12 protein-coding genes and 1 tRNA gene are annotated in these 12446 nt (G+C 44.6%); 3 read left to right on the top strand and 10 right to left on the bottom strand.

Annotation, left to right across the window (positions count from 1 at the left end; translation table 11 throughout):
• Window positions 1-127 precede the first annotated feature (127 nt).
• Window positions 128-200 (bottom strand) — tRNA-Ala (locus tag V7L97_RS01760).
• Complete coding sequence (locus V7L97_RS01755) at window positions 200-679, bottom strand: class I SAM-dependent methyltransferase (protein ID WP_333652822.1); 480 nt, start codon at window positions 677-679, stop codon at window positions 200-202. Before V7L97_RS01755 ends, V7L97_RS01760 begins: the two co-directional genes overlap by 1 nt.
• Before the next feature lie 174 nt (window positions 680-853).
• Here V7L97_RS01755 and aroD point away from each other — a divergent pair, with 174 nt between their 5' ends.
• Complete coding sequence (aroD, locus tag V7L97_RS01750) at window positions 854-1561, top strand: type I 3-dehydroquinate dehydratase (protein WP_333652819.1); 708 nt, start codon at window positions 854-856, stop codon at window positions 1559-1561.
• On the opposite strand, the gene V7L97_RS01745 is transcribed toward aroD, so the two are convergent.
• From V7L97_RS01745 to rpsO, 8 genes are all read right to left on the bottom strand, one after another.
• On the bottom strand, window positions 1526-2944 hold the full coding sequence (locus V7L97_RS01745) for a M16 family metallopeptidase (RefSeq protein WP_333652816.1): 1419 nt from the start codon (window positions 2942-2944) through the stop codon (window positions 1526-1528). The two genes, aroD and V7L97_RS01745, sit on opposite strands and share 36 nt — an antisense overlap.
• Entirely contained in the window at window positions 2944-4296 is a 1353-nt protein-coding gene (locus tag V7L97_RS01740; protein WP_333652814.1) for a M16 family metallopeptidase, read from the bottom strand. Before V7L97_RS01740 ends, V7L97_RS01745 begins: the two co-directional genes overlap by 1 nt.
• 6 nt (window positions 4297-4302) lie before the next feature.
• Window positions 4303-4608, bottom strand: a complete 306-nt coding sequence (locus V7L97_RS01735) for a hypothetical protein (protein ID WP_333652811.1) — start codon at window positions 4606-4608, stop codon at window positions 4303-4305.
• A 70-nt stretch (window positions 4609-4678) separates the two neighbouring features.
• Window positions 4679-4915, bottom strand: a complete 237-nt coding sequence (locus tag V7L97_RS01730) for a ferredoxin family protein (RefSeq protein WP_333652808.1) — start codon at window positions 4913-4915, stop codon at window positions 4679-4681.
• Window positions 4916-5281: 366 nt separating this feature from the next.
• Window positions 5282-6946, bottom strand: a complete 1665-nt coding sequence (recN, locus tag V7L97_RS01725; protein WP_333652806.1) for a DNA repair protein RecN — start codon at window positions 6944-6946, stop codon at window positions 5282-5284.
• Entirely contained in the window at window positions 6946-8190 is a 1245-nt protein-coding gene (locus tag V7L97_RS01720) for a M16 family metallopeptidase (RefSeq protein ID WP_333652802.1), read from the bottom strand. The genes recN and V7L97_RS01720 overlap by 1 nt, the downstream gene beginning before the upstream one ends.
• A gap of 78 nt (window positions 8191-8268) precedes the next feature.
• Window positions 8269-10392, bottom strand: coding sequence for a polyribonucleotide nucleotidyltransferase (gene pnp, locus V7L97_RS01715; protein WP_333652799.1), 2124 nt, complete (start codon window positions 10390-10392; stop codon window positions 8269-8271).
• Between the two features lie 38 nt (window positions 10393-10430).
• Window positions 10431-10700: a 30S ribosomal protein S15 gene (gene rpsO / locus V7L97_RS01710; protein ID WP_333652796.1), complete on the bottom strand. Its 270-nt coding sequence runs from the start codon at window positions 10698-10700 to the stop codon at window positions 10431-10433.
• Between the two features lie 146 nt (window positions 10701-10846).
• On the opposite strand from rpsO, the gene gltX reads away from it, so the two are divergent.
• Together gltX and V7L97_RS01700 are read left to right on the top strand one after the other, a co-directional pair.
• Window positions 10847-12262: a glutamate--tRNA ligase gene (gltX, locus tag V7L97_RS01705; protein ID WP_333652794.1), complete on the top strand. Its 1416-nt coding sequence runs from the start codon at window positions 10847-10849 to the stop codon at window positions 12260-12262.
• Window positions 12263-12433 carry a Trm112 family protein gene (locus V7L97_RS01700; RefSeq protein ID WP_333652791.1) on the top strand — a complete coding sequence of 57 codons (171 nt, stop codon included), beginning with the start codon at window positions 12263-12265 and terminating at the stop codon, window positions 12431-12433. It abuts the gene before it with no gap.
• Window positions 12434-12446: the final 13 nt, after the last annotated feature.

Raw genomic sequence — 12446 nt, 5'->3', positions numbered from 1 at the left:
TTTTCTAAAAATCGGAGGCTCGCCCGCGAAGCGGGCATGGCGGGTCAATCGGCAAAATCCTCTGGATTTTGCTCAAAGAAAGTTCTGACATCGTCCAGCAGACACCACTTTAATGCATGCATTAAAATGGACGGTAGGGGAGTCGAACCCCCGACCCCCACGTTGCGAACGTGGTGCTCTCCCAACTGAGCTAACCGCCCTATTTTACTCTCCTTAGCCTCACAAACCTTGTAAACGATCCGTCACGCTCTACTTCCTTCTCAAAACCAATTGCCTCAAACATCCCTGCGATCTTCTGCATTGCAGCCTTATTGACCTCTATGGTAGGCTCATAAATAGATAAGATGCTATTTGGCTTCATAGCTCTGGCAATGTTTTTAACTGCATCGGCCTGATTGCCGATTTCGTGAAAGCTGTAATACATTATACCAGCATCCGCAAATTCTTCTCCAATATCACAATTTGCAATGTCACATAATAGTATATCCACTTTATCCCCGAATTTCTCCATTCTCTTCTTGAGCTTTTTCACCATGCCGGGCTGGAGCTCATTGGCATAGACCTTCTTTGCCCTCTGTGCAATGGCCTCTGTGATAAATCCATTGCCTGCCCCGATTTCGAGGACAACAGAGGATTCGGTTATCCCCGATTCGTCCACTATCCTTTTCCTATCCGTCAATGCCCTCCTTATAGGGTTGTATAAAATAAACGAAAGATATGACGGGCATATTTTCATGGCTCTAATTATATCATTTTTCTCTTACTTTGAATCTGAGCGTTGGACGATATCTGAGTGGGTAGCACATTTTCGGACAAATCATTATAATATAGAAAATTTCTTTGGGGTGTACCGATGGAAATATACATATGCAATTTCAAACTTGGCGAAGTGCCTCTTATTGCCGGAGTGCTTACAGACACAGATGTCCTTACTGCCAAGAAGGATTCCCTGAACCCTGCTGATTTGATAGAACTCAGGGTAGATATGTTTAAGGATATATCGTCAGACCACATCGAAAACATCTTCAGAGCCGCCAAAGAGAATTTTAAAAAGCCCATAATCGCCACGGTGCGGGATGTTAAAGAAGGTGGTCAGAGAGAAATTGCCGACAGACTGGGTATTTACAAGGCCGTGGTCCCGCTTTCCGATGTCATAGATGTTGAAATAGGCTCTGAGGATATCCTGACAGAGATAAAAAAACTCTGCAATACCTACAGAAAACTCCTTATCGGCTCTTACCATAACTTTGAATTCACGCCAGACGGCGGTTTCCTCGACAGCATTGTGGCGCACGGAAAAGAACTCGGTGTCGATATTGTGAAGATAGCAGCAATGGCCAAGGATAGGGAGGATTTGATCAGGCTCATGTTCCTTACACAGAGACATAAAGATGCAGGGATAATTACCATGTCCATGGGGAACAAAGGGTTGCCCTCAAGGGTATTTAATCCCCTTTTCGGCTCTCTTATCTCATACGGCTATATCAACCATCCATCAGCGCCAGGGCAGTTGTCAGTAAGCGAGCTAATATATATTTTTAGACGACTGAAAATGAGATAGATCTATCTTTTTCTGATTCCCTACAATGACAAGGACATAGTTTTCCGGATTCAGATATTTCTTTGCAACCCTCAAGACGTCTTCCTTTGTTACCCGATTTATATAATCAGGATACCTTTCGATGTAATCGTCTCCGAGGTTATAAAACTGCACTGCCGCAAGGAAATCCGCAATCCTCCTGCTCGTCTCGAGCCTCCTCGGAAAACTTCCTGTGAGATATGCCTTTGCATCCTTGAGTTCCAGGTCAGTTACAGTCTCTGTTTTTATTTTATTTATCTGTTTTAATATCTCTTTAATTACAATTCCTGCCGATTCGTTCTTTGTCTGTACTTTCACCTCGAACTGTCCTGGTTCTTTATTGCCTGAGAATGAGCTATATATGGAATATGTAAGCCCCATCTCATCCCGCACAACCTTCATCAATCTGGATGCAAAGCCTCCTCCTCCAAGGATATAGTTCATAACAGAAACTGCGTAATAGTCCGGATTATCTCTTGCTATGCCCCGATGCCCCAAAATAATATTCGCCTGAGTAATATTTTTATCTATTATTACAACCTTTTTGTCTTTATGTTTTTTTTCTATCTGACTTCTGTTTTCTGACTTCTGACTTCTGTTCTTTGCCTTCCATTGTCCCATATATCTTTCTATCAGGGCGACAAGCTCTTCTGATGTAAGGTCGCCAACCACCGAGAGGATTGCATTTTCAGGCAGATAATGCTCATGATAAAACCTCGCTATGTCGTCCCGCTTTATGTTGTCGATGCTTTCAATGCTTCCATTTACAAGCCTGCCATACGGATGTTCATCGAACACCTCTTTTATAAATGCCTTGCTCGCAACAAAGGACGGGTCTTCTTCGCTCTGCCTCAGCGAGCCCTTTATTATCTCCTTCCTCCTGTTTATCTCTTCTTCCGGGAATGAGGGGTTTTGCAGCACATCTGAAAATATCTCAAAGCCCTTTTCTATATCCTTCTTTAACACAGAGAGGGATATGGTTGTATAATCGCTGCTTGTTGATGCATTAAGGGATGCGCCCACAAATTCTATTTCCTCGCTGATTTCGGATGCCTTTCTTTTCTGCGTCCCCTCGGCAAGCATCTTCGCAGTCAGATATGCAATCCCTGCCTTATCTGCAGGCTCATTAAGCGGAGATGCCTTTATCAAAATCGTGAGCATGACAATGGGAAGATTGTGCCTTTCAGCATGGAGCACTGTCAGGCCATTGGGAAGGGTCTGTTTCTTTATTTCAATGGCATGAGCATCGTTAAAGCAGTAGAGCAATAGCGCAACAGTGCAGCAGAAAAAGAGAATAGATAAAATAGCACCTTTCTTTACTGTTGCTCTGCTGCTCTGCTGCTCTATTACGCCATGCCGTTTCACTATTCACTCCTGACTGCTTTTGTTGGCACTAATATCCCCACTGTCTTATTGTCATCCACTAAATACTTTTTAGCCGCCGCCTGTACATCTTCGGGCTTTACTTTTCTGATTCCCTCAAGATACTTTTCCATTAATCTCCAGTTTCCAAGCATCTCAAACATGCCTACATAAAAGGCCCTTGAATAGGTCGAATCCTGCGCAAAGACAAAGGACGCCTCGATCTGGTTCTTTGCCTTTTGAATTTCCCTCTCTGAGGGCATTTCTTTCTTCACTTTTTCGATCTCATAATAAATTGCCTTTTCAATATCTTCTATATTCTTTTTAGGTGCTGCAGTGCCGCCGAAAACAAAAAGGAAGGGGTCTCTATGAAACCCGCTGTAATCAGCAAAGACATTAAGGGCAAGCCCTTTCTCATGGACTATGCCCTTGTAGAGCCTTGAGCTCTTGCCAGCGGAAAGTATGGTTGAAAGCACATCGAGGGCAAAGCTGTCCTCGTGCGGGAAACTCGGGACATGGTATGCCATAAGTATGTAAGGAAGTTCGGCCTCTTTCTTGAGATATACCCTTCTTTCTCCGCTCTGCTGCGGCTCTTCAGTCCCGTCTTTTATAACGTTCCTCTTAGAAGGTTTTATATTGCCGAAATTCTTTTTGATCTTGGGAAGTACATCCTTTGCATTTACATCCCCTGAGATAACAATAAAGGCATTGTCAGGTGAGTAGTATGACCTGTAATATCTGTAGAGTTCTTTCCTTTCTATGGATGCGATATCAGACATCCAGCCGATAACAGGCCACTGATACGGATGTGCCTTGAATGCTGCTGAAATCACCTCTTCGTATAATGAGCTCTGGGGATCATCCTCATACCTCATGCGCCTCTCTTCCATAACCACATTTCTCTCATTCATAACCTCTTTTGGATCGAGCAGGAGATTACGCATCCTGTCAGCTTCAAGCTCTATGGAAAGGCCTATCCTGTCTGATGATAGGGTCTGGTGGTACATTGTGTAGTCCTTTGTTGTATGCGCATTGTCAGTGCCACCGTTTCTCTGGATGATGTTTGAAAACACCTTTGATCCGTATTTAGGCGTGCCTTTGAACATCATGTGCTCAAGGAGATGGCTGATCCCTGTCTTCCCTCTCGGCTCATCCTTTGAGCCGACCCTGTACCATATCTGGAATGTAGCCAGCGGCGCCTTATGGTCCTCGATGATAAGGACTTTAAGACCATTTTTAAGCTTGTATTCCTTTACCCCGTTAGAATTGGAATTTCTAACGGGGTAAACCGCTGCGTGAATCGTAAATGGAATAAATAGAAGTGCAAATATTAAGACGAATTTAAATAGCCGCATTTAATATCAATATTCCCTCGGTGATTTTTTCATCCTTCTCTCTTCCCTGCTCATGCCGATCTCGAACAATTTATCCTGCACCTCTTCGAATCTCCTTATTTTTGTTGCCTCCCGGCATCTTTCAAGTTCTGCCTCTGTCTCTGCTTCAACCACGCATTCCCTTGTCTTAAACAGGCCTGCCCGCAGCGTTTCGATATCCTCAAGTATCTGGGCCTTGCTCTTCTCTAAATTCTTATCTTCTGAAAATACAGGATGTGCAGCGAATGCACATAAAACAAAAACCATAAAACCAAGATATACATAAGTCTTCATATTAACCTCCATATTTTTACATTGACTCTGCCGATAACTATCGGCAAATCAGACCCCTCATGAGCCAAAATTAATCTTCTCTCCACACCTCTATCGCTATTTCAGGACACATCTGGGCGCATATTGCGCAGCCAGTGCATTTTTCGGGATGTTCGAAGCGCGCGGGGAAATAGCCCATACTGTTGAACTTCCTGTCTATTACTATGGAGCCTTTCGGGCATGCCATAATGCAGTATTTACAGCCCTTGCACAACTCCCTGTTAATAACAATCTTCCCCTTCATTTCTTTTTTTGCAGTTTTTGTCATTATGTCACCTGATGTTTTAATTTACATTAAACCATATTCTGCAAACAAGTATCTAAGTCAGTATGGCAGGCATGGCCGAAAAGCATTTTGTCTGCGATACCTTATAAAGAACCCTCCCGCCATTTAAAGGCAATTTCAGTATAACCCTTCCATTAGACAATATTACGATCTACTATAATTAAATCTCATCGCATTACAAAAGCTTTGAGGCTGTGCCTGCCATACTGATGATGGATTAGAAATATATGTCAGGTGCGGCGAAAAGAGGCGTCTTTGAGCCGTGCCTGACATATATAATCGCTTAACTTAGGCATAAAGGTAAAGGCTTTGATGCACGCCTGCTGCCATACCATGCGTAATTCAGGTTTAAACGCCAAGCAACTCCTTTGCATGTTTAAGCGACACATCCGTGATCTTTCCGCTCAGCATCCTCGCAATCTCATCCTGCCTCTTGCTGCCTGTCAATGGCTCTATACCAACCTTTACTGCATCCTTGCCCATAACCTTTTCGACCTTCAAATGATTGTCAGCCATGGCTGCTATCTGCGGCAGATGGGTAATGCAGAGCACCTGATAATTATTCGAAATGGCCTTCAGCCTCTTTCCCACATGCTGTGCAGTAATACCGCCTATGCCTGCATCCACCTCGTCGAAGATAAGTGTCTTTTCGCCCTTAGCCTTTAGCCTATTGCCTATCGCCTCTTTTATTTCAATACATTTCAGCGCAAGCATAATCCTCGACAGTTCACCACCTGATGCAACCTTTATCAATGGCTTCGGTGGCTCGCCTGGATTTGCGCTGAATAAAAATTCCACATCATCGATGCCGCTTGCTGTAACGGCATCCCTCTTTTTTATATCCACCTTGAAATCAGCTTTTTGAAAGCCAAGCTCATGGAGTTCCGAGACAACCATCTTCTCCATCTTCTTTGCAGTTGCCCATCTTTTTTGGGAAAGTCCTCCTGCCATGGCCTTAAGCTCGTTGTCTTTTGCATTAAGCTCTGCTTCTAATGCCTCCTGCTGTTCATCAGCATATTCGAGACCCTTCATCTCTTCTTCAGCCTTGTCCCTGTATTTCAGTATTTCATCGACACCCTTGCCATATTTCTTCTCGATCCTTTTTATCAGATCAAGCCTCTCATCCAGTTCCGTGAGCCTTTGAGGGTCTATGTCATACTTATCCTTAAGCTTGCGGAGGAGCAATGCAGCGTCCTCTATCTGAGAAATCGTTGATTCAACAATATCGAGGAGTTCCTTTGCATCAGGGTCAAAATTGAGCATATCCCTTATCCTCGATGCAGCATTGGACATCTGCTCAAGGCATGAGCCTTCAGAATCATAAATCAGGCTGTATGCTGCTTCTGAAGACTCCTTGAGTCTGCTGAGATTGAGGAGTATCTTCATTTCCTCTTCAATGGCTTCTCTTTCCCCATTCTTTAAATTGGCCGATTCTATCTCATTTATCTGAAATCTTAGGAATTCTATCCTCTGGTTCCTCTCGCGGATGCGCTCCTTCAGTTCATTTGCTTTATTCCGCAAGCTGATAACCTCGTTGTATAAAGCCTGCAAAGAAGCAACATCCTCTGTTAATCCTGCAAAGCTATCGAGAAAAAGAAGGTGGTTGTCCTTTTTTAAAAGTCCCTGATGTTTGTGCTGCCCGTGGATATCGATGAGGCCTTCACCGATGCCGGCAAGTGTCTGGAGGCTTACGGATGTGTCATTTATATACGCCCTTCCTTTACCCTGAGCAGATATGTTTCTTCTTATCATTACTCCGTCATCGCTGTCTATATCAAGAGCTTCAAGGAGCGGATGGTTTTTATTGTCGAAGTATGCCTCGATGCTCGACTCCCTGCTCCCTGTCTTTATCATATCAGGAGAGGCCTTATCGCCGAGGATGAGACCGATTGCATCCACTATTATTGATTTTCCGGCGCCTGTCTCACCGGTGAGGACATTGAGGCCTGATTCAAAATTTATGGAAAGGTCATCGATGATTGTGAAGTTTTTGATCCTTAATTCCCGAAGCATCAAAACAATCCCTTAAAATCTTCTCCCTTCACAGGTCCGAGAACCGTAAGGCTCATCTTGCCATCGTTGATAAGGCGCTTTGATAGGTCCTTTATCTGGCCGAGGGTCACTGCTTCCACTCCTTTCATTATTTCCTTTAGCGAAAAATACCTGCCGTAATATATCTCCTGACGGGCAATGCTCTGCATCCTGCTGCTTGTGGATTCGAGCCCCAGCACGAGATTCCCTTTTAACTGGTCCTTTGCCCTTCTAAGTTCAACATCGGATATGGTTTCACAAAGCCCCTTCATCTCTTTGATTATGAGTTCTGTGACAGTTAATGCCTTTTTCCTTCCTGTGCCTGCATACACTGCCCAGAGGCCTGTATCAAGATACGATGATACGAAGGAATAAATGGAGTATGCATAACCCTTTTTCTCTCTTATTTCCTGAAAGAGACGGGAACTCACGCTTGAGCCGACAATGGAGTTCAAGATGGCTATTGCGTATCTGTCTTCACTTGCATATGGCAGCCCCTCGACCCCAAAACATATGTGGGCCTCTGACAGGTCCTTTGGATATACAGCGATTTCGCTCTTAAAGGATGGAGGGGAGAACAACTCTGGCTCGGAGCCTCTCCTGAGGCCTCCAAGATGGTGGTTGAGCAGGTTCATGACATGGTCGGGCTCGAAATTGCCTGCACATGCCACCACAGTATCCGATGTGCCGTAATATTTTCTTACATGGCTTATCAGATCCTCGCGGGTGAATGTCTTGATTGTCTCCCGTCTGCCCAGAACAGGCTGGCCGAGACCAGCGTCGCCCCAGACAGTCCTGCTGAAGAGGTCGTGTATGTAGTCATCTGGTGTGTCCTCAACAAGTTTTATCTCTTCCTTTATGACACCCTTTTCCTTTTCTATCTCCTCCTGCGGAAAGGTGGAGTGGAGGAATATATCCGAAAGCAGCTCGATGCCTTTATCGATATACTCGTCAAGTACCTTTACATAGAATGCCGTGTTTTCCCTCGATGTAAAGGCATTGAGGTCGCCGCCGAGGGAATCTATGTCAATGGAAATATCCGTTGGAGTGCGCTTCTTTGTGCCTTTGAAAAACATGTGCTCAAGGAAGTGGGATATGCCGTTTTTGTCGCGGATTTCGTTGCGGGAGCCGACCTTGACCCATATCCCCAATATCACGGAGCGGTAGTTCTTCAACTGCTCCATTACCACAGGGATACCGTTATCAAGATAGCGTTTTGTAAACATAGATTTAGAAACAAACCCTAAATTCCAAAATCTAAATCCCAAACCGAGTTTGCTCGTTTAGAATTTAGGGTTTCGGATTTAGGATTTCTCACGCATCGCTTCTTTTCTGCTGAGCCTGACCCTTCCCTGATTGTCTATCTCGATGACCTTTACCAGAACCTCGTCACCGACATTCAGCTCATCCGTGACCTTTGCTATCCTCTTTTCAGATATCTGCGATATATGCAAAAGTCCGTCAACGCCCGGAAGTATCTCCACAAATGCCCCGAAATCGGCTATGCGAACCACTTTTCCCATGTATATCTTTCCGAGCTCTGCCTCGGCAACAATGCCGCTTATAATATCTATCGCCTTTTTAGCCGATTCTTCATCAGGAGATGCTATATTGATAACTCCTGCATCGTTTATATCTATCTTAACGCCTGTCTGCTCTATGATCCCTCTTATTACCTTTCCTCCGGTGCCTATGACATCCCTTATCTTGTCCTGTTTTATCTGCATGGTGTATATCCTCGGTGCGTGAGGAGAAAGCTCCTTCCTTGGAGAAGGCATTGCCTCCTTCATCTTGCCGAGGATGTGAAGCCTTCCAATCCGCGCCTGCTCAAGGGCGTTCCGGAGGATTTCGCGGCTTACGCCGCTTATCTTTACATCCATCTGGAAAGCTGTAATGCCGTTCTCTGTTCCTGCAACCTTGAAGTCCATATCGCCCAAATGGTCTTCAAGCCCGAGGATGTCTGTCAGGATAACAACCTTTTCTTCCTCTTTTATAAGTCCCATTGCAATGCCTGCAACAGGCGCTGATATTGGAACGCCTGCATCCATCAACGAAAGCGTAGTGCCGCATACCGTTGCCATAGAAGATGAACCGTTGGACTCAAGAATGTCGGAGACAATCCTTATGGTATAAGGGAAAACCTCTTTCTTGGGGATCACATATTTCACTGCTCTTTCTGCGAGGGCCCCGTGGCCTATCTCCCTTCTTCCAGGTGAGCGGAGGGGTTTTACCTCACCCACGCTGAAGGGTGGAAAATTATAATGGAGCATAAATGACTTGTAAGTCTCCCCTTCGAGGGAATCTATCTTCTGCTCATCTTCAGCAGTGCCGAGGGTGGTTACAACAAGGGACTGTGTCTCGCCCCTTATAAAGAGCGCTGAACCGTGGGCCCTTGGAAGAAACCCCATGTGGCACGATATATGCCTTATCTCATCAGGCTTCCTGCCGTCTACCCTCACACCCTCCTGAAGTATCATGTTCCTTACAATCTCTTTTTCATAATCATCGAATATATTGGCTATATCCCTTGTGAGATCCTTTGTTGGATCTCCAAAGAATTTCTCTCCATTTTCGAGTGTATTAAAATGCCTTATTGCATCTTCCAGTATTATATCGAGGGCCTCCTGCCTGCGCTGCTTGCCGGGGATGCGTATGGCCTCCTTTAACCTGTCTGCAACAAATACCCTTATCTCTTTTTTAAATTCAGGCTTTTCTGCGACAGGGATCAATTCCCTCTTTTCCTTTCCAACCAGATTCCTTAATTCATTCTGAAAAGCGACTATCCTCTTAATCTCTTTATGGGCATAATCAATAGCCTCAAGGAGCAGTGCCTCCGATACCTCGGAGCCGCCGCCTTCCACCATAATTACCGCATCTTCTGTGCCTGCTACAACGAGATCAAGATCGAGATTCTCCACTTCAGACAAATCAGGATTAATGATCAAATTGCCGCCGTCATCATTCTTAAGCCGGCCAACCCTGACCGCACCCACAGGACCGTCAAAGGGGATATCCGATATATGGACGGCTGCAGACATGCCGATTATTCCAAGTATATCCGACACATTTTCGCTGCCGTAGGATAGTACGGAGGCTATTCCCTGTGTCTCTGAATAAAATCCCTTTGGAAATAATGGCCTGATAGGCCTGTCAATGAGGCGGGATGTCAAGACCTCTTTCTCGGAAGGCTTGCCTTCCCTCTTAAAGAAGCCGCCGGGTATCTTGCCTGCTGAATATGTCTTCTCCAGATAATCAATAGTAAGCGGAAAAAAATCCAGTCCCTCTTTCACCCTTTTATCCGCAACTGCCGTAGCAAGAACAACAGTATCTCCATACTTTACAACCACAGCGCCGTCCGCCTGCCTCGCCATCTGTCCTGTCTCTATAACCAGACTTTTTCCTTTAATATCAAGCTCTACGCTAGTCATCAAATTACCTTTTTATCTCCTTATTATTATTTCCGTTCCTATTTCCTGAGGCCAAGTCGTTCTATAATCTTATCATAACGGCCTTTGTCAGCAGTCTTAAGGTAATTGAGAAGTCTCTTCCTCTGTGCAACGAGCTTTAAAAGCCCTCTTCTTGAATGATGGTCGTTTTTGTGGGTCTTAAAATGCTCTGTGAGGTAACTTATCCTTTCGGATAAAAGTGCAATCTGCACCTCGGGAGAGCCTGTGTCATGGCTATGAATCTTAAAAGATTCAATAATATCCTTTTTCTTTACTATATCGAGTGCCATTACATCACCGCCTTTCTAAAAGAATAACTGTTTTTTCAGACTAATAGGTTAGCACATGACCCTGTTTTCTGTAAAGCTTGCATTTGTCCTTAACATGGCTTCATGAATTGGAGGCAAATAGCTCCCTGTGTTATAATGTAAACCCTATGAGCGAAGACAAAAAAATACGCGTCAGATTCGCACCAAGCCCCACAGGGCACCTGCATATCGGCGGCGCCAGAACAGCCCTTTTCAACTATCTGTTCGCAAGGCATAATAACGGGGCATTTATCCTCAGGATAGAGGATACTGACAGAAGCCGTTCAACAGAAGAGTATATTGAGGCCATTATAGAGGGCATGAGGTGGCTGAAGCTCGATTGGGATGAGGGTCCATACAGACAGACAGACCGCTTCGACATATACAGGAGCTATGTCGAAAGGCTCTTAAATGAAGGTAAGGCATATAGATGCTATTGCACCCCCGAAGAACTGGAGCAAAGGAGACAGGAGGCACTTGCGCAAGGCAAAACCCCTAAATACGATGGCAGGTGCAGGAACATCACAGAACCGATACCTGCGGATAAACCTTCTGCAGTCAGGTTCAAGATGCCGCAGGAAGGCCAGACAGTGGTAAATGACCTCATAAGGGGGGTCGTAGAATTCGAGAACAGCCAGCTTGAAGACCTCATTATAATGCGCTCAGACGGCACACCAACCTATAACTTTGTGGTTGTTGTGGATGATATAGACATGGAAATAACCCATATCATAAGAGGAGACGACCATCTGAATAATACCCCGAAACAGATACATATTTATAAGGCATTCGGCTGGGAGCCGCCTGCATTCGGACATCTTCCCATGATACTGGGAGCCGATAAGACGAGGCTGAGTAAAAGGCATGGTGCAACATCAGTAATGGCTTATAAAGACATGGGGTATCTTCCCGACGCCCTTGTTAATTACCTTGTAAGGCTTGGATGGTCTTACGGAGACCAGGAGGTATTCACAAGAGAGGAGTTGATCAAATACTTCTCATTGGAAAATATAGGCAAATCAGCAGCAGTATTCAATCCCGAAAAGCTCCTCTGGCTCAACAGCCAGTACATTATCAAAGAGGATGCAAAAAACCTTGCAGATATGGCAATTCCCTTTTTAATAAAGAAAGGCATCATCTCCGAAGGACAGGAGCTTGATATGGAGTGGCTCTCAAGAGCGGTAAACTCTCTTAAAGAGAGGGTAAGAACGCTTGTGGAGCTTGCCAGTTCATTGAAATATTATATCCTCGAATATGTGGAGATCGACCCGAAGGCTAAGGAAAAGTTCCTGAAACCTGAAAATATAAAATACCTATCTGAATTACATGAAATCCTATCAGGACTCACAGACTTTACAGCAGCAGAGATAGAAAAAGTCTTCCACTCATTCGCTGAAAAGCATGGAATAAAACTCGGCATAATTGCACAACCAGTGAGAGTTGCAATAACAGGGGGCACTGCAAGCCCGGGCCTCTTTGAGGTCCTTGAAATAGTCGGAAAAGATAAGGTATTAAAGAGATTATCAAAAGTCATCGAGGGATAAATGGCTATAAGCAAAGAATTACTCGAAATCCTTGCCTGCCCTAAATGCAAAGGGGATCTGATTTACAAAGAAGCAGAAAATGGCCTTGTTTGCGAAAAATGCAAGCTCATGTATCCCATAAAAGACGACATTCCCGTAATGCTCATCGATGAGGCGATTGAAATAAAATAAAAATTACAAACTA

It is taken from the genome of Dissulfurispira sp. (assembly GCF_036745535.1).
Taxonomy (GTDB): Bacteria; Nitrospirota; Thermodesulfovibrionia; order Thermodesulfovibrionales; family Dissulfurispiraceae; genus Dissulfurispira.
The sequence above is the reverse complement of the archived record's forward strand: the minus strand, read 5'-3'. Positions and strand labels throughout refer to the sequence as shown.

Bases quoted from the DNA above. Each gene is read 5' to 3' on its own strand.
- pnp (WP_333652799.1), bottom strand. From the start codon at position 10,392: ATGACTAGCGTAGAGCTTGATATTAAAGGAAAAAGTCTGGTTATAGAG.
- rpsO (WP_333652796.1), bottom strand. From the start codon at position 10,700: ATGGCACTCGATATAGTAAAGAAAAAGGATATTATTGAATCTTTTAAG.
- V7L97_RS01735 (WP_333652811.1), bottom strand. From the start codon at position 4,608: ATGAAGACTTATGTATATCTTGGTTTTATGGTTTTTGTTTTATGTGCA.
- V7L97_RS01700 (WP_333652791.1), top strand. From the start codon at position 12,263: ATGGCTATAAGCAAAGAATTACTCGAAATCCTTGCCTGCCCTAAATGC.
- V7L97_RS01740 (WP_333652814.1), bottom strand. From the start codon at position 4,296: ATGCGGCTATTTAAATTCGTCTTAATATTTGCACTTCTATTTATTCCA.
- gltX (WP_333652794.1), top strand. From the start codon at position 10,847: ATGAGCGAAGACAAAAAAATACGCGTCAGATTCGCACCAAGCCCCACA.
- V7L97_RS01730 (WP_333652808.1), bottom strand. From the start codon at position 4,915: ATGACAAAAACTGCAAAAAAAGAAATGAAGGGGAAGATTGTTATTAAC.
- recN (WP_333652806.1), bottom strand. From the start codon at position 6,946: ATGCTTCGGGAATTAAGGATCAAAAACTTCACAATCATCGATGACCTT.
- aroD (WP_333652819.1), top strand. From the start codon at position 854: ATGGAAATATACATATGCAATTTCAAACTTGGCGAAGTGCCTCTTATT.
- V7L97_RS01720 (WP_333652802.1), bottom strand. From the start codon at position 8,190: ATGTTTACAAAACGCTATCTTGATAACGGTATCCCTGTGGTAATGGAG.